At 31.7% G+C, this 20,015-nt stretch carries 21 protein-coding genes and 1 tRNA gene; 11 read left to right on the top strand and 11 right to left on the bottom strand.

Translation table 11 applies throughout. The features are described 5' to 3' along the window. Positions 1 to 10: 10 nt before the first annotated feature. Entirely contained in the window at positions 11 to 1,495 is a 1,485-nt protein-coding gene (locus ACHRVX_RS07915; protein ID WP_395330987.1) for a GH3 auxin-responsive promoter family protein, read from the bottom strand. 11 nt (positions 1,496 to 1,506) lie between these two features. Then, the gene (locus ACHRVX_RS07910) at positions 1,507 to 2,007 is read right to left on the bottom strand and encodes a peptidase (protein WP_395330985.1); all 501 of its coding nucleotides are present in this window, start codon (positions 2,005 to 2,007) and stop codon (positions 1,507 to 1,509) included. Between the two features lie 211 nt (positions 2,008 to 2,218). Between ACHRVX_RS07910 and ACHRVX_RS07905 the strand changes: the two genes are divergently transcribed. Further along, positions 2,219 to 2,419: a twin-arginine translocase TatA/TatE family subunit gene (locus tag ACHRVX_RS07905; protein WP_395330983.1), complete on the top strand. Its 201-nt coding sequence runs from the start codon at positions 2,219 to 2,221 to the stop codon at positions 2,417 to 2,419. Between the two features lie 107 nt (positions 2,420 to 2,526). Continuing rightward, positions 2,527 to 3,921 (top strand): glycosyl hydrolase family 8, encoded by a 1,395-nt coding sequence (locus ACHRVX_RS07900; RefSeq protein ID WP_395330981.1) that lies wholly within the window; start codon positions 2,527 to 2,529, stop codon positions 3,919 to 3,921. A 99-nt stretch (positions 3,922 to 4,020) separates the two neighbouring features. Here the strand turns inward: ACHRVX_RS07900 and ACHRVX_RS07895 are convergent, their stop codons facing one another. Next, positions 4,021 to 6,144 carry a Tex family protein gene (locus ACHRVX_RS07895; RefSeq protein WP_395330979.1) on the bottom strand — a complete coding sequence of 708 codons (2,124 nt, stop codon included), beginning with the start codon at positions 6,142 to 6,144 and terminating at the stop codon, positions 4,021 to 4,023. Positions 6,145 to 6,266: 122 nt separating this feature from the next. Continuing rightward, positions 6,267 to 7,085 carry a BRO family protein gene (locus ACHRVX_RS07890; protein WP_395330977.1) on the bottom strand — a complete coding sequence of 273 codons (819 nt, stop codon included), beginning with the start codon at positions 7,083 to 7,085 and terminating at the stop codon, positions 6,267 to 6,269. Between the two features lie 81 nt (positions 7,086 to 7,166). Here ACHRVX_RS07890 and ACHRVX_RS07885 point away from each other — a divergent pair, with 81 nt between their 5' ends. Beyond that, positions 7,167 to 7,436, top strand: a complete 270-nt coding sequence (locus tag ACHRVX_RS07885; protein ID WP_395330975.1) for a DUF1294 domain-containing protein — start codon at positions 7,167 to 7,169, stop codon at positions 7,434 to 7,436. A 158-nt stretch (positions 7,437 to 7,594) separates the two neighbouring features. Here the strand turns inward: ACHRVX_RS07885 and rpiB are convergent, their stop codons facing one another. Together rpiB and ACHRVX_RS07875 are read right to left on the bottom strand one after the other, a co-directional pair. Beyond that, complete coding sequence (gene rpiB / locus ACHRVX_RS07880; protein ID WP_055096766.1) at positions 7,595 to 8,026, bottom strand: ribose 5-phosphate isomerase B; 432 nt, start codon at positions 8,024 to 8,026, stop codon at positions 7,595 to 7,597. 858 nt (positions 8,027 to 8,884) lie between these two features. Further along, on the bottom strand, positions 8,885 to 9,118 hold the full coding sequence (locus ACHRVX_RS07875) for a DUF2007 domain-containing protein (RefSeq protein WP_395330973.1): 234 nt from the start codon (positions 9,116 to 9,118) through the stop codon (positions 8,885 to 8,887). Between the two features lie 194 nt (positions 9,119 to 9,312). Here ACHRVX_RS07875 and rnr point away from each other — a divergent pair, with 194 nt between their 5' ends. From rnr to ACHRVX_RS07860, 3 genes are read left to right on the top strand one after another with little or no spacing between them, the layout of a single operon-like run. After that, positions 9,313 to 11,493 carry a ribonuclease R gene (rnr, locus tag ACHRVX_RS07870; protein WP_395330971.1) on the top strand — a complete coding sequence of 727 codons (2,181 nt, stop codon included), beginning with the start codon at positions 9,313 to 9,315 and terminating at the stop codon, positions 11,491 to 11,493. A 23-nt stretch (positions 11,494 to 11,516) separates the two neighbouring features. Continuing rightward, entirely contained in the window at positions 11,517 to 12,185 is a 669-nt protein-coding gene (locus ACHRVX_RS07865; protein WP_395330970.1) for a head GIN domain-containing protein, read from the top strand. Positions 12,186 to 12,199: 14 nt separating this feature from the next. Then, the gene (locus ACHRVX_RS07860) at positions 12,200 to 12,877 is read left to right on the top strand and encodes a LysE family translocator (RefSeq protein ID WP_395330968.1); all 678 of its coding nucleotides are present in this window, start codon (positions 12,200 to 12,202) and stop codon (positions 12,875 to 12,877) included. A 254-nt stretch (positions 12,878 to 13,131) separates the two neighbouring features. Here the strand turns inward: ACHRVX_RS07860 and ACHRVX_RS07855 are convergent. The 4 genes from ACHRVX_RS07855 to ACHRVX_RS07840 form a co-directional block, all read right to left on the bottom strand. Then, positions 13,132 to 13,202 (bottom strand) — tRNA-Cys (locus ACHRVX_RS07855). Between the two features lie 93 nt (positions 13,203 to 13,295). Further along, positions 13,296 to 13,655 (bottom strand): dihydroneopterin aldolase, encoded by a 360-nt coding sequence (folB, locus tag ACHRVX_RS07850; RefSeq protein ID WP_395330966.1) that lies wholly within the window; start codon positions 13,653 to 13,655, stop codon positions 13,296 to 13,298. Positions 13,656 to 13,660: 5 nt separating this feature from the next. Beyond that, positions 13,661 to 13,954, bottom strand: a complete 294-nt coding sequence (locus ACHRVX_RS07845) for a hypothetical protein (RefSeq protein ID WP_395330964.1) — start codon at positions 13,952 to 13,954, stop codon at positions 13,661 to 13,663. Beyond that, complete coding sequence (locus tag ACHRVX_RS07840) at positions 13,955 to 14,173, bottom strand: hypothetical protein (RefSeq protein ID WP_395330962.1); 219 nt, start codon at positions 14,171 to 14,173, stop codon at positions 13,955 to 13,957. A gap of 131 nt (positions 14,174 to 14,304) precedes the next feature. Here ACHRVX_RS07840 and ACHRVX_RS07835 point away from each other — a divergent pair, with 131 nt between their 5' ends. The 5 genes from ACHRVX_RS07835 (at position 14,305) to ACHRVX_RS07815 (ending at position 18,898) form a co-directional block, all read left to right on the top strand. Continuing rightward, positions 14,305 to 16,422 carry a glutamine--tRNA ligase/YqeY domain fusion protein gene (locus tag ACHRVX_RS07835; protein ID WP_395330960.1) on the top strand — a complete coding sequence of 706 codons (2,118 nt, stop codon included), beginning with the start codon at positions 14,305 to 14,307 and terminating at the stop codon, positions 16,420 to 16,422. Between the two features lie 895 nt (positions 16,423 to 17,317). Further along, complete coding sequence (locus ACHRVX_RS07830) at positions 17,318 to 17,797, top strand: hypothetical protein (protein WP_395330958.1); 480 nt, start codon at positions 17,318 to 17,320, stop codon at positions 17,795 to 17,797. A 91-nt stretch (positions 17,798 to 17,888) separates the two neighbouring features. Further along, positions 17,889 to 18,215 carry a YtxH domain-containing protein gene (locus ACHRVX_RS07825; protein WP_394772987.1) on the top strand — a complete coding sequence of 109 codons (327 nt, stop codon included), beginning with the start codon at positions 17,889 to 17,891 and terminating at the stop codon, positions 18,213 to 18,215. A gap of 75 nt (positions 18,216 to 18,290) precedes the next feature. After that, entirely contained in the window at positions 18,291 to 18,641 is a 351-nt protein-coding gene (locus tag ACHRVX_RS07820) for a competence protein (RefSeq protein ID WP_395330956.1), read from the top strand. A 2-nt stretch (positions 18,642 to 18,643) separates the two neighbouring features. Beyond that, on the top strand, positions 18,644 to 18,898 hold the full coding sequence (locus tag ACHRVX_RS07815) for a DUF6327 family protein (protein WP_395330954.1): 255 nt from the start codon (positions 18,644 to 18,646) through the stop codon (positions 18,896 to 18,898). Between the two features lie 22 nt (positions 18,899 to 18,920). Here ACHRVX_RS07815 and ACHRVX_RS07810 read toward each other — a convergent pair whose 3' ends face one another. Then, positions 18,921 to 19,901: an SPFH domain-containing protein gene (locus ACHRVX_RS07810; RefSeq protein ID WP_395330953.1), complete on the bottom strand. Its 981-nt coding sequence runs from the start codon at positions 19,899 to 19,901 to the stop codon at positions 18,921 to 18,923. Between the last annotated feature and the right edge of the window lie 114 nt (positions 19,902 to 20,015).

Raw genomic sequence — 20,015 nt, 5'->3', positions numbered from 1 at the left:
AAAGTTTTCCCTATTTGAGATTATCTGCAATATTTCTGTCATTTGATAATCTCGGAATTTTATTCTGACCGCCTAATTTTCCTTGTAATTTCATATAATCCTGAAAGCCATTTTTAGAAACTTTGGTTACAACTACTTTTCGCAACACATTTCCTGTGATTAAATCGTCGTAATAAATGTTTTGTTTTCGCATTGAATCGTCAATTGCTTCGGCGAAATCTTTGATATTCTCAGGTTCATTTTCAAATTCTACCAGCCATTCGTGATACGGTAATCCGCTTGAAGGATTTATTTGTGGTGCAACAGTAAATTCGTTTATGACAATCTTGGTTCCTGCTGTAGCTTCTTTTATGGCACTTTCAACTTCCTTGGCAATAACGTGTTCGCCAAAAGCTGAAATATAATGTTTGATTCGACCGGAAACAATAACTCTGTGCGGAAACAATGATGTAAACTGAACCGTGTCACCAATATTATATCTCCAAAGTCCCGCATTTGTAGAAACAATCAAAGCATAATTAACGCCCATTTCTACTTCGCCAATTGTATAACTTTTTGGGTTTTCCGTAAAAAATTCATCCGCTTTTATAAACTCATAGAAAATTCCTGAATTCAACAACAAAAGCATTCCTTTTGATTTTTGCGAATCCTGATAGGCAAAAAATCCTTCAGAAGCAGGAAACAACTCAATACTGTCTACTTTACGGCCAATCATTTTTTCGAATTTCGCACGATACGGTTCGTAATTGACTCCTCCGTAAATAAACAAATTGAAGTTTTTGAATAAATCTCCTATTTTCTTTCCTCTGCTTTTTTCCTGCAATCGCTCAAAATACATTTGTACCCAGGACGGAATTCCTGAAATAATGGTCATATCCTGATCGATAGTTTCCTCTACAATTGCATTTACTTTTGTGTCCCAATCTTCGATACAATTAGTTTCCCACGAAGGCATTCGGTTTTTTTGCAGATATTTTGGAACAAAATGTGCTCCGATTCCGGATAATCTTCCAAATTTGATTCCGTACTTTTCAACAAGAATTGGACTTCCTTGCAGGAAAATCATTTTTCCATCAACAAAATCGGCATTTCCGGTTTCATATATATAATGTAAAATCGCATTTCGTGACGCTTCAATATGATACGGCATTGATTCTTTGGTCAGCGGAATGTATTTTGCTCCGGAAGTAGTTCCTGAAGTTTTAGCAAAATAGAGTGGTTTTCCTTTCCAAAGAATATTTTTTTCGCCCGTTCGAACCTTGTCTATGTAAGGTTTTAAATCTTCATAGTCACGAACCGGAACACGTTTTTTAAAATCATGGACTGTATTTATTTTTTCAAAATGATGATCTGTTCCAAACTCGGTATTCCTGGCACTATTTATTAAACTTTTAAATACTGCTTCTTGAGTTTCGACCGGTTTATTAGCCCAAGCCTGTGTTTTATAGTATATTTTGCTCGCAAATAATTTTGCTGCTACAGATTTTATAGACATTTGCTATAGTATTATTTTTTGTCACTTTTGTTTTTACTTCGCGTTTTTTCGCCTGAATCCTTCTCTGCCTTAGCTACTTCTTCTCTTAATTTAAGTTCTACTTCAGAGGCTGTCATATTAACATCAGAATGTTCATCAGTTTCTGCTAAAATAGAATCTTTATTGAATTTTGCATAATCTAACTCCCCTCTTAATACTTTTTGAATTCCGTGTATATAAGCTTCATTTTTCTTTAAAGCAGTTTCTAATGAATCCGATTTAATGGCTAATTCGGTAGCATTCTTTTTTAATTCAGAAGAAGAATATCCCGGAATAAATTCCCGCAAAGGTGTAAAAGCAATAATGAAAGTAGTAATTAAAATCAAAAATATTCCGCCTAACGTAAATGTTACAAACACATTCATCAGGGTAAGTTTGAAAGAAAAAATTTCTTCAAAAGTGTTTTCATTCAAAATTACCAATCGGTTTTTGATAAATAAATTTTTTCTGAAATTGAATTTTTTCTTAGCCATTATGGTTGTTTAATACGAGCAAATATAATAATTAATCATCTTGTTAACGCCTGATAACAATAAAGGAATATAGTTATTTCATCATTTTATAAAATATTTAACGCTATAAGATATGAATATTTTAATCCAAATCCTCTCGTTCTTCGTATATTCTATATACATTTGCGGTTCAATTAGAAAAACAATTGCTTCGGCACTAAATATATAAACCATGGGAAGATTAGGTCTTACAGAAATCCTCGTAATAGTAGGTATCGTGTTATTACTTTTTGGAGGTAAAAAAATTCCGGAATTAATGAAAGGTTTAGGAAGCGGAATAAAGGAATTTAAAAACGCTGCTAAAGACGATCATACTGCTCCGACTCCACCTCCTGCACCTTCTGTTAAAAAAGAAGAGGAAGAAATTAGATAAGAATTTAAAACCTTATTACAAGCCCCAAATTACAAATGTAGTTTGGGGCTTTTTATTTAATCTAAAAAATCTTACTTTTACGATCCCTAAATTAAATAACAATAATTATGAAAAACCTACTTCTGATTACTGTTGCTTTTTTGTGCCTTAAAAGTAATGCACAAAAGCAACCCTTTCCGGCAAATGTTGTATTTGCAAATGGTTTAATGGCTTCTGGTAAAAATGGCCAGGATGCCCAAAACAATTATAATACCTGGAAAACCAATTTTGTTGAAGCCTGTTCTAATGGCAGATATCGAATAAAATTTGACAATCCGTCTGAAACTGTTTCTGAAGGAATTGGGTACGGAATGCTCCTTGCCGTGTATGCAACCGATAAAACGCTATTTGACGGTCTTTGGTTATACTACAAAGACAATGTGAATTCTAATGGTGTTATGAATTGGAAAATCAATGGCTGTTCCGGAATTAATGGTGCAAACGGAGCGACTGATGCAGAATTAGATGTTGCTTTTGCTCTAATAATGGCCGATTATCAATGGGCAAGTGCAGGAACAATTAATTATAAAAATGACGCCAAAACTTTAATAGCCGCTATTAAGGCTCATGAAGTTGAAGCCAGTACTTTTGTCCTGAAACCCGGAGATCAATTCGGCGGAAGCCAGATTACAAATCCTTCTTATTTTTCACCTGGTTATTACAGAGTTTTTGGAACTTTTACTAATGATACTTCTTTCTGGAATTCTGTTGCTGCAAAATCATACACAATTATCAACAGTAATTTAACTGTAAATAATGCTGTTGGAGGTTTAGTTTCCGACTGGTGCACAGGAACCGGAGCTTATTCTCCGCAGGCTAGCGGTTATAACAGAGAAGGAAAAACGTATACTTATGATGCTGCAAGAACGCCATGGAGAATAGCTGTTGACTATGTTTGGTTTGGAACTGCAGATGCGAAAGCATATTCAAAAAAATCATCTGATTTTGTTCGTGTAAATCTTGGCGGAACTGCTAATATAAAAGATGGTTATAACCAAAACGGATCTTTAAACGGACAATGGCACAATGCAACTTTTGTTGGTGCTTTTGCCTGTGCGGCGATGGGCGGTGAAAATCAAGCACATTTAGATGCCTCATATACAGATTTAAAAAATTTAAACGAACCAAATAGTTATTTCAATCATACACTGAAAACCTTGTATTCGTTTTTATTGACAGGAAATTTTTATCTGCCGCAAATTGCTACTTTAGCCAATGAAGATTTTGATATCGAAAAATCAACAGTTACTTTATATCCGAACCCAAGCAGTGATCGATTTACCATTTTTGCTCCGGAAAAATCTGTGATTTCTGTAATTTCTCCTCAAGGAAAAGTTATTTCAGAACAAAAAACAACTGCTGAAAATACAGAGATAAATTTAGCGAATTATTCCGCTGGTTTGTATTTGATAAAAATTACAAACGAAAATAAAAGTGTTACGAAAAAAGTTATTTTAAAGTAATTCATAAAAATTGAAAATCCCAAATTACAATTGTAGTTTGGGATTTTTTTTATCAATTTTCCAAATTAGAATTTGGATTTTCTTTCTTGAAATTTAATTCTAAAGTACCATCGTCAACTGAATCCTCTTTCTGTCTTCATCAACCTCAGTAACTTTGACATCAACATGTTGGTGTAATTTTACCACTTCGTTTACGTCACTCACAAAACCGGCTTTCAATTGCGAAATGTGAACCAATCCGCTTTCTTTGATTCCGATATCAACAAAACAGCCAAAATTGGTAATGTTATTCACAATTCCAGGTAAGATCATTCCGGTTTTCAAATCTTTAATTGATTTTACATTGGCATCAAATTCAAAAACCTTGGCTGACTTTCTTGGATCTAATCCTGGCTTTTCAAGCTCTTTTATGATGTCTTTTAAAGTTAGTAATCCAATTTGTGGTGTAATATAGTTTTCGGCCTTAATTAAAGCTGTTTTCTCTTTATTCGCAATTAAATCGTTGACCGAAAGTTTTAAATCCTTTGCCATTTTCTCTACAACCGGATAAGCTTCCGGATGTACTGCCGAATTATCCAGCGGATTTTTAGCATTCGAAATTCTAATAAAAGCCGCGCCTTGCTGATACGCTTTCTCGCCTAAGCGAGGCACTTTTTTTAGCTGTTTTCTATCTTCAAACGGACCATTTTCTGAGCGATATTGAACGATGTTTTCTGCCAGTTTCTCTCCTATTCCACTCACATAACTTAGTAAATGTTTACTCGCCGTGTTGATATTGATTCCAACTGAGTTCACACAACGAATTACCGTCGCATCAAGTTCTTCTTTAAGTTTGGTTTGATCAACATCGTGCTGGTATTGTCCTACGCCAATGGCTTTTGGATCAATCTTTACCAATTCTGCCAAAGGATCTGAAAGTCTTCTCCCGATAGAAACTGAGCCACGAACGGTAACATCATAATTAGGAAATTCTTCTCTGGCAATTTTTGATGCTGAATAAACCGAAGCTCCGGCCTCAGAAACTATAAAAACTTGTAATGGTTTATCAAAGGCAATTTTTTTTATGAAAAATTCTGTTTCTCTTGAAGCCGTTCCGTTTCCTATAGAAATCGCATCAATTTGATATGCGTTTACCATCGAACGGATTTTTTTGATCGCCATGGCTTCCTCATTTTGTGGCGCATGCGGATAAATGGTTTCGTTGTATAATAAATCGCCTTTTTCGTCCAGACAAACTACTTTACAACCACTTCTAAATCCCGGATCGATTGCCAGAATACGTTTTTCGCCTAAAGGTGGCGCTAATAATAACTGACCTAAATTGTTCGCAAAAACCTGAATAGAATTGGCATCGGCTTTTGCTTTTGCTTCCTGCAAACTTTCATTTCCAATCGCCGGATTCAACAATCGTTTATAACTGTCTTCAATTGCTAATTGCAAATGTGCTGTTGTGCTATTTTGCTTTTTAATGATTAATTCATCAATAATATCATACGCTTCATCAATATCAACATCAACTTTCATCTTCACAAAACCTTCGTTCTCGGCACGAAGCATAGCTAATAATCTATGTGAAGGTGCTTTTGTCAATGGTTCTTCCCAATCAAAATACTGACTGAATTTTTGCGCTCCTTCTTCTTCACTTTTCTTTTTTACGACTTTAGTTCCTATCGTTGCTTTTCGTTGATATAATCGTCGTAATTGTTTACGAACATAAATATTTTCATTGATCCATTCGGCAATAATATCTCTTGCACCCTGTATAGCAGCTTCTTCATTAATAACATTATCATTTAAATATTGCGTCGAAATAAAATCAACGTCAACATCATTTTGCGACATGATAATTTTTGCCAAAGGCTCTAATCCAAATTCACGTGCAACATCTGCTTTTGTTTTTTTCTTCTTTTTATACGGAAGGTAAAAATCTTCAATTTCTTGTAAATCGAAACTTTGCTCAATTTTCTGTTTCAATTCCGGTGTAAGCGATTTTTGTTCTTCGATAGATTTTAGAACCGCTTCTTTACGTTTTACAATCGTTTCATATTCTTTTTGGAGTTTTGCAATATTCTCTATCTGAACTTCATCAAGATTGCCGGTTGTATCTTTTCGGTAACGGGAAATGAACGGAATCGTACAATCTTCCTCTAATAATTTTACAGTGTTCTGAATGTTGATTGCTGCTGTTTGAACAATCTTGGCAATGAATTGAATATTAGTCATTCTTATTTTATTTGAACTACAAATATGCAAAGTGTTTTACAATTTTTGTAATGTTTTTTATTTATATTTTTGTTTAAGGCGGATTAAAATTAAAATAAAGCTTTATACTATTTTAATCCAATTTACTCCAGCTTTTTTTTACCTGGAGGCAAGAAATTTTCTCCCGTTACTACACTTTTACCCGTTTTGTCTTCTAAAGCTAATCTGGCATTTTTTGCAATCGCTCCTCCTTTTTTACTGGCATTTGCATTTTCTAAAAGTCCTTTTGCTTCGTCGCTTTCGGCAATTTGCCTTGTCGACAGTTCTGCCAAAGCAGTAAAAATCAATTCTGCTTCAGACATATGATCTCTCAGATTTTGAGATTTTAATCCTTTTACTTCTTTATGCTTCTTCACAGATAATCCCGTCCATTCCTGATGAATAATATTGGTCAGCATTGCAAATTCATCCTTTTTTTCTACACCTGATTCTTTCCAGTAATCAGTTAATTTATTACGAGTTTCCTGTCCTGTCATTCTTTGCTGAATCCATTTTTCGCTCCTTCCCAAATTTTGCCAATTTTCACGAGCGCGATCTAAACTTTGAGCTGGATCTGCCAATTCTTGTATTCTTTCATATCCTACTTTAGCCAGCCATTGCTTAAAAGGTTCTGCTTTTGGAGATGGGATAGATTGGATTAAACGTAAAAGTTGTTCAGTATCGGCAACATCTGTAACTCTTTGTTTACCGTCTGTCGCTTCCATTTTCAACTGTCCGATTTTATCGGACAGTTCACTTCCTTCTTTTAAAAGTTTACTTTTTAAATCTCCCCAATATTTTCTCGGTCTATCTGTTCCTGTTAAAATCTCAATCACATCAATTACTGAGAAATACCAAATCTCCCTTTCACCATCATAATGACTTCTTACCTTTTTTTGCTCAAATAATTGTACTGGACTCATCGATTATGATTTAAATTATTATAACCTTCACTTAAATTTTGATACAGCTAAAATAATATCTTTGTTTTTAATTATTAGCCAATGGAAGTTTTATTAGTATCGCTTTTTGTTATAAATAGTATTGAATTTATTTTAGCCGGATACGATAAATATTTGGCTGTCAAACATAAACGCCGAATTCCAGAAAATACGTTATTTACAATCGCTTTTTTTGGCGGTTCAATCGGATTATTATTAGCCATGTTATTATTCAGGCATAAAACGAGTAAAACTTCTTTTATTATAAAATTTGGAATAATTCTTTTGCTTCAGATCGTATTAGTTTATCTAAAATTAACAGGTAAAATATAAACATTTACATTGTTAATAACTCCACAAAAATCTATTTATCAAATACTTAAATACTAAACTTTTAATATGTTTAAACAAAAAAAACCGGATGAATTAAAAAATCCGCCCGGTGTGTTTATTTATTTTGGTGCGAAGCACCGCGATTTTTTTTTGACTTTTTACTGACAAGCAATTTTATTCACTCTGTTTTGGTGTCTTCCACCTTCAAAAGCAGTTGTTAAGAATGTTTCAACAATTTCTACCGCTTGTGGGATCGAAGTAAAACGTGCCGGAATACTTACAATATTTGCATCGTTATGTAAACGTGTTAAATAAGCAATTTCTTTAGTCCAGCATAAACCGGCTCTCACTTTTGGATGTTTGTTCACTGTCATTGCAATTCCGTTTCCGCTTCCGCAGATAACGATTCCAAAATCAGCTTTTCCTTCAGATACATCATTTGCAACCGGATGACCAAAATCAGGATAATCAACAGAATCCTCAGAATCTGTTCCGTAATTGGTTACTTCGTATCCTTTTGCTTTAAGCATCTCAACGATTGCTTTTTTGTAATCTGGACCTGCGTGGTCATTTCCTATCGAAATTTTCATTATAATACTATTAAGTTGTGTGGTACAAATTTACTCAATAAATAAATGTTCCCCACGAATTTCACTAATTATCGCTAATTTTTTACTCAATCACATTAAAAACATAATTTTCAACGGTTCCTATATAATGTATGTTGATTTGGTGTAATTTTTTAGCAACACTTAATACAAATATGTAGATTTAAACTTTATTAACTTTGCGTAATATATAACCCCTTTTCCAGTAAAATCAGGCTAAATTATAACTATCATTATATCAAAAAGTTAACACTTATCAACAATTTTACTATCTCCATAATTATCTGAAAATCAGTTAGAAATAAATGTAAATTTTGTTAAAATTTTATATTGTTAATAGCAAAAGCTAATTAGTTGATATTCAGTTAACTTTAAGTTAACATTATTTGTTGATAAGTTGAGATAGAAAATTAGAAGTTTTTTTTGGTTGTGTCGAAAAAAAACCTAATCCAAAACCCAGATGAAATAACCTAATAAAGTTTGATGAATTTTTAGAAAAGTTATCAATATTAAAAATGCTATTTTCAACATAAATCGAGTTATCAAGTTATCTACAAAATCAATTCATTTTTGGTTGTTAACCATTGTTAACTAAAATCTAAAAAGTCTTAGAAATTAATCCTTTAACTCAATATAACTATGTTGATAACTCTATATAACTAAGAGAAACTTGATTTCAATACATTTAAAAATAAATTTATAGCACATATTAACACGCTATAATAACAACCATAAATTAATTAAATTTAAATTTTTCTTTTTGTTGTATTTAATATATGTTGACAACTTTGAAAGTTTAAAAAGAAAAATTAATTTTTTGAAATTGAAAAATAGAGGAGTTTAAACAATTTTAAGCGGGTTATTAAGATTGTCAAGAATTTGCTGCACTCTTTCGAAATCGTTGGGATGAATTCGGAGTTTGATTCCACCCAGCGCCGAAGTATACATTGGAACAACAGAAAGCGTCATTTCGTTCTCAAAATAATACGGAATGTGTTCTTGCTCTAATAAGTGCTTTAGAACAACTGTTTCGTGCTGATAATTGAATATAGCGATAGTTTTAAAGCTTTCCATAAAAGTGTCTTTTTATAAAGATACGAAATGAGCATTACTTAATTTGTCCCTGATACTAATTTAAATAAGGTAATTTAAATGATATTTAAAATCAATAAAACGCTCCTTTTGAAAGTTATATTTTTAATAATTTATTTGTTAAAATCTATAATCTGAGATCTTATTTGTAATTTTAACTTTTTAAGAAAAGATATATGAGTAAGAAAATTAGAAAGCCGATAAAAAAGGAGACAGATCTCTCCAGTAAAATAATAAAAATTTTATCGCAAAGTCCTAATAAAGCATTTAATTACAAACAGATAGCAGCAAAGCTTGAACTTGATGATACAAAAAGCAGAAATCAGATTATAAAAGATTTAAAAATTCTGGCTGCTTCAAAGAAAATTATAGAATCTGAACCGGGAAAATATTTAGTTAAAGCCGAAAGTCAGGATTATTACGAAGGAACAATTGATATGACGAGTAGAAAAACGGCATATTTTGTTTGTCCTGATTTTACCGAAGATGTTTTTATACCCACCAATAATTTGAATCGTGCGCTGGACAAAGACAAAGTAAAAGTCTATGTTTATAACCGAAGAAAAGGAAAAAGACCTGAAGGTGAAGTAATTGAAGTTGTAGAAAGAAATAAGACAGAGTTTGTTGGAGTCATAGATATTCAGGCAAATTTTGCTTTTGTATCTACTGCAAATCCTAAAATGTATACCGATATTTTTATTCCAAAGGATAAAATTGGAGAAGCAGAAAACGGTGACGTTGTTTTGGTTACAATTGAAGACTGGCCAAAGAGAGCTGACAGTCCATTTGGATCTGTAATAAAAGTTCTGGGAAAACCAGGAGAGCACAATACTGAGATTCATGCTATTTTGGCTGAATATGGTTTGCCATCAGATTTTCCGGTAGAAGTAGAAGTATTTGCACAAAAAATAGATACTTCGATTCAGGAATCTGAGATTGCAAAACGTCGTGATATGCGTGATACACTTACGTTTACGATAGATCCAAAAGATGCAAAAGATTTTGATGATGCCTTGTCTTTCAAAAAGTTAGAAAATGGAAATTACGAAATTGGTATTCATATTGCCGATGTTTCATATTATCTTGAAGAAGGAACAATCCTGGATGATGAAGCGTATCAACGTGCTACATCGGTTTATTTGGTCGATAGAGTTGTACCAATGCTTCCGGAAGTTTTATCTAATTTTGCTTGTTCACTTCGTCCGAATGAAGAGAAATATACATTCTCAGCCATTTTTGAACTTTCAGAAAACGCACAAGTTATCAATCAATGGTTTGGAAGAACGGTAATTTATTCAGATCAGCGATTTGCTTATGAAGAAGCACAATATATCATTGAAACTAAAGACAATACAATTCCGGTTGATATTTCGATAACAGGAGAATCCTATGTAGTTTCTGATGAAATTACTCAGGCAACTTTAAAACTGGATGAATTAGCGAAGATTTTAAGAAAGAAAAGAATGGTAAATGGTGCTATTTCTTTTGATAAAGTCGAAGTAAAATTCAACTTAGATGAGCAAGGTGAACCTGAAGGAGTGTACTTTAAAGTATCAAAAGATGCGAATCATCTGATTGAGGAATTCATGCTTTTAGCCAACAGAAAAGTGGCTGAATACATTGGTAAACAGAAGAAAACATTTATTTACAGGATTCACGATGAACCAAACGAAGACAAATTAATTGCGATGCAAACCGTAATTGCTAAATTTGGTTATAAAATAGATTTCCGTAACAAAGGCGATATTTCGAAATCATTGAACGCTTTGATGGAAGAAGTAAATGGTAAAAAAGAGCAAAATTTAATTGATACTCTTGCGATTAGAAGTATGAGTAAAGCTAAATATTCGACAGAAAACATTGGCCATTACGGATTAGCTTTTGATTATTACAGCCATTTTACTTCACCAATTCGTCGTTATCCTGACGTAATGGTACATCGTTTGCTGCAATATTATCTGGATAACGGAGCATCTGTAAATGAAGAAGTATATGAAGCAAAATGCTTGCATTGTTCTAATATGGAAAGTTTAGCAACTAATGCTGAACGTGATAGTATTAAATACATGCAGGTTAAATACATGCAGGATCACCAGGACGAAGAATTTTTGGGAGTTATTTCAGGAGTTACAGAATGGGGAATTTATGTTGAAATTGTCTCTAATAAATGTGAAGGAATGGTAAGAATCAGAGAAATTAAAGATGATTATTATACTTTTGATGAAAAACAATATGCATTAGTTGGAGCCACTTCAAACAGTATTTTACAACTGGGAGATGAAATATATGTAAAAGTTAAAAATGCTGATTTAGTTAAAAAACAACTGGATTTTCATTTTTTGCGAAGAGCAGAATAGAAGTTTAATTTAAAAATAAAAGTATGAAAAAGTTAATTATAGGAGCTGCAATTTTATTTGTTCAAATGTCTTTTGGTCAGGTTACCAAAGAATTAGGTGATTTTGACACCGTTAAAGTTTACGATAAATTAAGTGTTAAGTTAGTTCAGTCCTCTGAAAATAAAGTAGTTATAAAAGGAGCAAGGGAAGCAGAGTTAGAAGCTGTTAATAAAAATGGTATTTTAAAAATAAGAATGCCTTTTCCTAAACTTTTATCAGGAAATGATCTTGAAGTTACTTTGTATTACAAACATATAGAATTGATTGATGCTAATGAAGGTGCAGCTGTAACAAGTGACGGAACAATAAAAGCTACTTCGTTTAAAGTAAGTGCACAAGAAGGTGCTAAAATTAATGTAGATCTGGATGTTGATAAACTTAAAGTAAGTTCAGTTTCAGGAGGAGAAATTACGACAACAGGTAAAGCAGCAAACCTTGATGCAAGTTTAGGAGCAGGTGGATATTTCCTGGGAAGTAAATTAGCAACCTCTCAGACTAAAGTAAGCGTTTCTGCGGGAGGAAAAGCAGATGTGAATGCATCAACCCTTGTAGATGCAAAAGTAAGCGCAGGAGGCTCTATTTACATTTACGGTAAACCGAAACAAATTAATCAGAAAACGGTTTTTGGAGGTAAAATTGAAGAAGTAAAATAAGAAATTGTATTTGAATGATAAATGATATTTTAGCTGGACTGCCATGGGGACTTTTTTTAAGTTTTATGGTAGGTCCGGTATTTTTTATACTACTGGAAACCAGTATTACAAAAGGATTCAGAGCTGCCATAGTTTTTGATCTTGGTGTAGTATTAGGTGATATTTTTTTTATAGGTATTGCCTATTTAGGAAGTTATAGACTAATTCAAAGTTTAAAAGATAAACCGGCTCTTTTTATTTTTGGCGGAATTCTTATGCTCGCTTATGGTTTAATTTCTTTCGTAAGATTAAAAAATGTAGAGATTGATGACGAAGCAATAGATCGCGATATTATAAAAAGAAACTACGGAAGTTTGTTTATAAAAGGCTTTTTACTCAACGTTATTAACATTGGAGTATTAGGTTTTTGGTTAGCCGTAATTATATCTGTAGGACCAAAATTAGAAATGCAAAACTCTAGAATGTTTACTTTTTTTACTGCAGTTATTATTACATATTTAGTAGTAGATTGTATTAAGATATTATTAGCCAAACAGTTAAAAACAAAAATGACACCAACCAACATTATAAAAATTAAAAGAGCAATCAGTATTGTTTTAATGGTTTTTGGACTTGTGTTAATAACTCAGGGATGGTTTCCAAAAGAAAAAGAAATGGTTAAAAACGCTTTTGAAAAGATTGAGAAAAAGTAGTTGTTAATAACTGCAAAATATAAAATTAAACCTCTGAATTTCAGAGGTTTTTTTGTGTTTATGACTCAAAGTTTGTCGTTGAGAGCAATGAAGTAATTTTACTATATTCAAGTTTGTCATTTCGACGGAGGAGAAATCACATAACGTAACCACACATAACGTCGCTCTCTGTATGTGATTTCTCCTTCGTCGAAATGACACAAAATGCGAAAAATTAACCAAAAAAAACCTCCAAGTTTCCTTGAAGGTTTTAGAGGCATCGTCCGGATTCGAACCGGAGTAGGAGCTTTTGCAGAGCCCAGCCTAGCCGCTCGGCCACGACGCCGTAGTTGAACGGATGGCAAAAGTAACTAAAATCTTTAAATTTCAAAAGTTTAAAATGAAGTATTTTAAAAAATAAATATTTTATTTGAAAGAATTACTTTCTAACTTCTTTCATTTTTATAGTAACTGATTCAACATCACCACCAATAGGAGGATTTATTTTAGAAACCCAAACCGTAGTTTTTTCTATCGTTTCAATCTCTGCAAGTACACGAATATTGATTCTTTTAGCAACATGCTCTAATAAATGCGAACGAATTGCCATTTCTTCAGTAACAATTTTGTTCAAATGAACATAATCAACAGTATCTAACAAGTGATCTGTTTCAGCTGATTTTTGTAAATTAGTTTTAATTTTTAGATCGACAGTATAGTCAGATCCTATTTTTCCTTCTTCAATTAAACATCCGTGGTACGAAAAAGTTCGGATGTTTTTAAGTTTTATAACTCCCATTTTTATTATTTTATTCTTGTAATGTTTGGATCTTGATAATTTGATGTAACAGCTTGTATAGAAACTATTTTTGTAATTTCATCAACTGTAAAATGGATAGTGTAGGGGAATTTCTTTAAAGGTAAAGTGCGAACAGTGTTATATTTTTCCTCAAAAAAAGGAAATTTTATTAATGTGTCAACATAATCCTGATATTCATTAAAGAATTTGGTTCCCAAACCGTTAGATAAAGATTCATAATATTCTGCAATTTCATCTACTTCTAATTCAGCGCGCAATAGAATAATTATTTCAAACATTTATTTATTCCATTTAGCATTGAGCCTTTTTTTAGATTCTTCCCAGCTAATATAATCTTCTGGTTTTGCATTTTTCATACGTTCTAAAACCATTTCCTGTTGCCATAGCGGAATTTCATTCTCTGTGTTTTCATTGATAGAAACATCAGGAACATGTTTAAAAAAACTAACAAAAGTTTCGTAAAAATCGTCTGGAATTGTAACAGTTAATTGTCTCATAACGCTTAATATTTATGCAAAAGTACAAATAAATTAAGTTTCAGGTTTACTAAGAAGTTTCTAAAGAAAACTGTAATCTGTAAACCTAAAACTGTAAACTTTTTTATCTTTGCTAAAATTACTATAAAATAATGGCTTCAGAAGAAAAATCACTCAATTTTATTGAACAAATTATAGAAGAAGATCTTAAATCAGGTCTGTCACAAAATAAACTTCATTTTCGTTTTCCACCAGAACCAAATGGTTATTTACACATTGGACATGCAAGTTCTATTGCGTTAAATTTTGGTTTAGGAATTGATTATCAGTCTCCTGTGAATTTACGTTTTGATGATACAAATCCTGAAAAAGAAGAACAGGAATTTGTTGACGCCATTAAACAAGATGTCGAATGGTTAGGATATAATTGGTCAGAAGAACGTTATGCATCTGATTATTTTCAACAATTGTATGATTGGGCAGTTTTATTAATTAAAAAAGATAAAGCCTATGTTGATAGTCAGTCTTCTGAAGATATGGCAATTCAAAAAGGAACTCCATCTACAATTGGAACGGATAGTCCGTACAGAAACCGTTCTGTTGAAGAAAATTTAGGTTTATTCGAAAGAATGAAAAATGGTGAATTTGAGGCAGGAACTCATATTCTTCGTGCTAAAATTGACATGAAATCAACCAATATGCTGATGCGTGATCCTATCATGTACAGGATTTTACATAAAGAACATCATAGAACTGGAGACTCTTGGAAAATTTATCCAATGTATGATTGGGCACATGGGCAAAGTGATTATCTGGAAGGAATTTCACACTCATTTTGTACGCTTGAATTTTTACCACACCGTGAATTATACGATTGGTTTTTAGATCAAATTTTAGAAGAAAATAAGATACGTCCAAAACAAAGAGAATTTGCAAGACGTAACTTATCACATACCGTTGTTAGTAAAAGAAAATTACAGCAACTAGTTAAGGAAAAGCATGTTAACGGTTGGGATGATCCAAGAATGTCGACTATTTCAGGCTTAAGAAGACGTGGTTATACAGCTGCTTCGTTGCGTAATTTTGCCAATACAATTGGTATTGCAAAACGTGATAATTTAATAAATGTATCGGTTTTAGAGTTTTGTATTCGTGAAGATTTAAACAAAATTGCACCTCGTGTAATGGCGGTTTTAGATCCTGTAAAATTGGTAATTACAAACTATCCGGAAGGAAAAGAGGAGTGGCTTGAAGCCGAAAATAATCAGGAAGATGAAAATGCCGGTTTCAGAAAAGTGCCTTTTTCTCGTGAATTATACATCGAAAGAGAAGACTTTCTTGAAGAAGCTCCGGCTAAATTTTTCCGTTTGACTTTAGGAAAAGAAGTACGTCTTAAAAATGCGTATATCATTAAAGGAGAAAGTGTTATAAAAGATTCAGAAGGAAATATTACTGAAATTCACGTAACTTATGATACAGATTCTTTGAGTGGAAGTGGGACAGAAGCAAGCCAAAGAAAAGTGTCTGGAACATTACATTGGGTTTCTATTTCGCATGCCGTTGAAGCAGAAGTTCGTATGTATGATCGTTTGTTTACAGATGAAGCTCCGGACAGTTATAAAGACAAAAATTTCTTAGATTTTGTTAATCCAAATTCTCTTGAAATTATAAAAGGATTTGTGGAGCCAAGTTTATCAACAGCTCAAAATGAAGATAAATTTCAGTTTCAACGTTTGGGTTATTTTACTGTTGATAAAGATTCAACTACTTCAAAATTAGTATTTAACAAAACTGTTGGACTTAAAGACGCCTGGGAAGAAAAAGGCAAAAAAGAAGAAAACAGTATCAATAATTCTTTAAAAGATATCAATAAATATTTTAAAGTTGAAACAAAACCGGAACGTATTGCAATTGAAAGTGCGATAGGGGAGAGCATCAAAAATGTTTCAAGTTTTTCTTTATTACAAAATTCATTAAAAAAGAATATCAACAATAATAAAGGATCATTGTTATTTGCTCAGTTTATTTTGAAATATTCTAAGTTGAATTCGTCAGATTTTGAAGAAGAAGATATTAAAAAATTATATACAATGTCTCTTAGAAGTGAATCGACTTATGTTCGATCAAAAGCACTTTTAAATTTAAGAGATATTGAAGATTTAAGTTTAAGAAAACAGTTTGAAGATGAAGTTTTAAAATTATATTCAAATCCACCAAAAAATGCTTCAGAGCGAGAAAATGAAATTCTTGCCGAGATGGTCAAAAAATAATATCATTATAATCTATTGAAAAGCGCTTTTTATAAGCGCTTTTTTTATTATATATAAATTCTATCAATATTAATTTATTTATAGATTTTTTAAATAAAAAACGACCTTCATAAATTAATTTTAAGCTTGTTTTTCATTTTCTCCACCTCGTTAATCCTCTATTTAAAAATCGTTAAAGAGGAGGGTTTATTTTGATTTTAGTCTCTATTTTCCTTGTATTTAGGATTGTTAACATGTAATTGTTTATAACCTTAAAATAGAGTTTCCATTCTTTTAAATTATTTTATGTTCAATTTATTAAAAGTGATTTTGTAAATATCACCGTTTTATTAAATCAATTTAAAGTATGGTAATTTAAAAATAAATGTTTTTAATTATTATTTAATATAACTATGGTTATTTTAATTTTAATAGATGAATATAATTAAAACCGACCTTCATAAATGGATTTTAAGCCTATTTTTTACTTCTTTCACCTCATTAATCATCTTTTGAATTATTGTTGATTTTTAAGCTTTATTTAAGTTTTAGACATCGTTTTTCTTAGTTTAACGGGTTATTAACATACAATTGTTTATAAAGTTCCTATTTTTATCCGAGGTCAAATCAAAAGTGTCAAATTTTTTAAACAACACTTATGAATCGAATCTGAGTTTTTCTAAATCGTGGAAATAAATAATTTTTGCTTTTAGATTGAATTCTAAATCAGAATCTGCAAATTGATTTTATGGTCAGTTGTAATTGTGATTGTATTTTGATAATACTAAAAATATGGAAGTATTTTTTCAGGAGCATTTCATAATTTAAAAATTTCATGAAATTAATTTTATGGGTTATTTGAAATCTTGTCGTTTGTTTTTGGCATCAAACAATTTAATCCTTAAATTTTATTATTATGAAAATTCTATTTTTTACGCTGTCTATTTTATTTGCGAATGTTGCAATTTCTCAAACACATCAAGTTTCTAAACACAACGGTGAAGAACTAGATGTCAATTTTATCAAATTCGAAAATGATTTAGTTTATTATTCCCTCAACGGAAGTTCTGAAGAACATAAAATCAGCAAATATGCTGTTTCAAAAATCACCAACAAACAATCGAATCAAACTCAAAAAGTTACTGATAAAGTGATAGTAGATTCAAAATCAGATTATAAATTCGTAACTGTTTTATCTCAGGAAAAGACAATAGGTTTAAAACAAGTGGCTAATTTTTCAGGAGTCTCGACAAAGACAAAAGGAGAACCGCCAATTGCAAATCAAAATCATACTGCTATGAGAATCAAAACAGAATCAGCATCTAACGGATATCCGTTTGTGAGTATAGTTGAAAACGGAGATGGGAATTATGAAGCGGTTGCGTATGTGTATTAATTTTATTGTTAATATTTATTTAATTACCAGTATTGAATAATTTGTAATTCAAAAAAAGAGTACCTTTAGTAATCATTTAAATTTAAATATTATGTCAAAAAACGTTAATACAGTTGCAGCAATTTTAGCTGGTGCTGCAGTAGGAGCAGCAATCGGAATTTTATTTGCCCCGGATAAAGGATCAAAAACTCGTGCTAAACTAAAAGAAGGTTTAGATGATGCGAAACATAATTTGCAAGATTCACTTTCGGCAGGTTCTGAAGTGTTACGTGAAAAATTTGCTAATGCTACGCAAAATCTTGATGGAACTTTTGATGATTTACTTTCAAATGTGAGTCATAAAACCGAAGAGGTAATTTCTTTTCTTGAATCTAAATTATCTGATTTAAAATCACAAAACGCTAAACTTCAAAAATAATAATAATTCAAAGAGCACAAAACTTACTTATTCTATAGGTGAGTTTGTGCTTTTTTGTTAATAAAAAATTTAATTATGGCTTTTGAAGATTTAAAAGAAAATACTGAAAATATTCAGGATCAGGCTAAAGTTTATCTGGATAGTCATTTTGCATATTATAAACTCTGGGGATTTAAAGTTGCCATGAAATCGACTACTTTAATTTTTAAGTTTACCCTTATTTTATTATGCTTTAGTATGGTTATGTTTTTTGGATCTTTCGCCGCAGCATATGCTTTTGGAGCTTTATTTGAAAGTAATGCACTTGGATTTTTAGCAGTAGGAGGGATCTATTTATTCTTAACAATTTTACTTTTCTTCTTAAAAGACAAAGTTGTTGAAGGCCCAATCCTGGAGAAATTTTCAGAAATCTTTTTTAATGACTAATTATGGAAAGTAAAAAATACGCATCGTACGCAGAAATCGAAAGAGATTTAGAAATTTTAAAACTGGAAAAAGAAATTAGTTATCACAAATTGGTTTTAAGTTTTCAGAAAACAAAAGAATCTATAACTCCGCAAAACGTACTTGGAGGGCTTTTTTCTTCCTTTACAGAATATTTTTCTCACTCATATTCACAAATTTTAAGATCAGTTTTGCCTTATGCAATCAATTGGTTTATCAATAAAAAAAGAGGCAATTAAGCCTCTTTTTCGTTTTATATAATTATTTTGTTTCCGGTTCAATGTCATCTTCATAACCAGATTGCGGTTCAATAGGTTTTGGTTTCACAATTTTTTTATTGTTTTTTTTCATCATTTCTCCAACCTGATTAGATGCTGAAAACGATGCAACCATATTATTTAGCATATCACTTCCGGCTTGAGGGGAATTGGGTAACAATATTAAATTAGAATTTGCATCTGCACCAATTGCTTGCAATGTATCATAATGTTGTGTAACTACAATTAATGCTGAAGCTTCTTGCGAATTGATTCCAACACTGTTTAAAACTTCAACACTTTCTACCAGACCTCTTGCAATTTCACGACGTTGATCTGCAATACCTTGTCCTTGCAAACGTTTACTTTCGGCTTCGGCTTTTGCTTTTGCAACGATTCTGATTCTTGAACTTTCAGCTTCAAATTCTGCAGCCGTTTTTTCTCTGTCTGCAGCATTGATTCTGTTCATCGCATTTTTTACCTGAATATCAGGATCAATATCCGTAACCAATGTATTGATAATATCATATCCGTAAGTAGTCATGGCTTCGTTCAATTCTCTTTTTACTGCAATGGCAATATCATCTTTTCTTTCAAATACATCATCCAATTTTAGTTTAGGAACTTCGGCACGAACAACATCAAATACATACGCTGTAATTTGATCATGTGGATATTCCAATTTATAAAAAGCATCGTATACTTTTTCCTGAATCACTTTAAACTGAACCGAAACCTTCATTTTAATAAAAACGTTGTCTTTGGTTTTGGTTTCGATGATAACATCTAACTGCTGAATTTTAAGATTTACACGTCCTGCAATTCGGTCTACGATCGGAATTTTAAGTTGTAAACCTGAATTTCTCACGCTTAAAAATTTACCAAATCTTTCAATTACAACTGATGATTGTTGTTTGACGGTAAAAAAAGAAGACATGAAAATAAAGAAAGCAAGGACTAAAAAGATAATAAGTACTGGATTCATAATGATATAGATTTAGTTTTTATGATCGGGTAAATTACGAATAATCTGCCAAATTCAATTTTTTAAAGGATAAAAAAAACGCTAAGAACATTTTAATAATGTTCTTAGCGCTGA

This window comes from Flavobacterium sp. FlaQc-47 (assembly GCF_044006475.1).
GTDB lineage: Bacteria > Bacteroidota > Bacteroidia > Flavobacteriales > Flavobacteriaceae > Flavobacterium.
The sequence above is the reverse complement of the archived record's forward strand: the minus strand, read 5'-3'. Positions and strand labels throughout refer to the sequence as shown.

What these genes read in the sequence shown, in the direction of transcription:
- ACHRVX_RS07820 (WP_395330956.1), top strand. Translation starts at nt 18,291, where the DNA reads ATGGCTTTTGAAGATTTAAAAGAAAATACTGAAAATATTCAGGATCAG.
- ACHRVX_RS07875 (WP_395330973.1), bottom strand. Translation starts at nt 9,118, where the DNA reads ATGGAAAGCTTTAAAACTATCGCTATATTCAATTATCAGCACGAAACA.
- ACHRVX_RS07890 (WP_395330977.1), bottom strand. Translation starts at nt 7,085, where the DNA reads ATGAGTCCAGTACAATTATTTGAGCAAAAAAAGGTAAGAAGTCATTAT.
- ACHRVX_RS07835 (WP_395330960.1), top strand. Translation starts at nt 14,305, where the DNA reads ATGGCTTCAGAAGAAAAATCACTCAATTTTATTGAACAAATTATAGAA.
- rpiB (WP_055096766.1), bottom strand. Translation starts at nt 8,026, where the DNA reads ATGAAAATTTCGATAGGAAATGACCACGCAGGTCCAGATTACAAAAAA.
- ACHRVX_RS07885 (WP_395330975.1), top strand. Translation starts at nt 7,167, where the DNA reads ATGGAAGTTTTATTAGTATCGCTTTTTGTTATAAATAGTATTGAATTT.
- ACHRVX_RS07895 (WP_395330979.1), bottom strand. Translation starts at nt 6,144, where the DNA reads ATGACTAATATTCAATTCATTGCCAAGATTGTTCAAACAGCAGCAATC.
- ACHRVX_RS07865 (WP_395330970.1), top strand. Translation starts at nt 11,517, where the DNA reads ATGAAAAAGTTAATTATAGGAGCTGCAATTTTATTTGTTCAAATGTCT.
- ACHRVX_RS07815 (WP_395330954.1), top strand. Translation starts at nt 18,644, where the DNA reads ATGGAAAGTAAAAAATACGCATCGTACGCAGAAATCGAAAGAGATTTA.
- ACHRVX_RS07910 (WP_395330985.1), bottom strand. Translation starts at nt 2,007, where the DNA reads ATGGCTAAGAAAAAATTCAATTTCAGAAAAAATTTATTTATCAAAAAC.
- ACHRVX_RS07840 (WP_395330962.1), bottom strand. Translation starts at nt 14,173, where the DNA reads ATGAGACAATTAACTGTTACAATTCCAGACGATTTTTACGAAACTTTT.
- ACHRVX_RS07810 (WP_395330953.1), bottom strand. Translation starts at nt 19,901, where the DNA reads ATGAATCCAGTACTTATTATCTTTTTAGTCCTTGCTTTCTTTATTTTC.
- ACHRVX_RS07860 (WP_395330968.1), top strand. Translation starts at nt 12,200, where the DNA reads ATGATAAATGATATTTTAGCTGGACTGCCATGGGGACTTTTTTTAAGT.
- ACHRVX_RS07915 (WP_395330987.1), bottom strand. Translation starts at nt 1,495, where the DNA reads ATGTCTATAAAATCTGTAGCAGCAAAATTATTTGCGAGCAAAATATAC.
- folB (WP_395330966.1), bottom strand. Translation starts at nt 13,655, where the DNA reads ATGGGAGTTATAAAACTTAAAAACATCCGAACTTTTTCGTACCACGGA.
- ACHRVX_RS07830 (WP_395330958.1), top strand. Translation starts at nt 17,318, where the DNA reads ATGAAAATTCTATTTTTTACGCTGTCTATTTTATTTGCGAATGTTGCA.
- rnr (WP_395330971.1), top strand. Translation starts at nt 9,313, where the DNA reads ATGAGTAAGAAAATTAGAAAGCCGATAAAAAAGGAGACAGATCTCTCC.
- ACHRVX_RS07825 (WP_394772987.1), top strand. Translation starts at nt 17,889, where the DNA reads ATGTCAAAAAACGTTAATACAGTTGCAGCAATTTTAGCTGGTGCTGCA.
- ACHRVX_RS07900 (WP_395330981.1), top strand. Translation starts at nt 2,527, where the DNA reads ATGAAAAACCTACTTCTGATTACTGTTGCTTTTTTGTGCCTTAAAAGT.
- ACHRVX_RS07845 (WP_395330964.1), bottom strand. Translation starts at nt 13,954, where the DNA reads ATGTTTGAAATAATTATTCTATTGCGCGCTGAATTAGAAGTAGATGAA.
- ACHRVX_RS07905 (WP_395330983.1), top strand. Translation starts at nt 2,219, where the DNA reads ATGGGAAGATTAGGTCTTACAGAAATCCTCGTAATAGTAGGTATCGTG.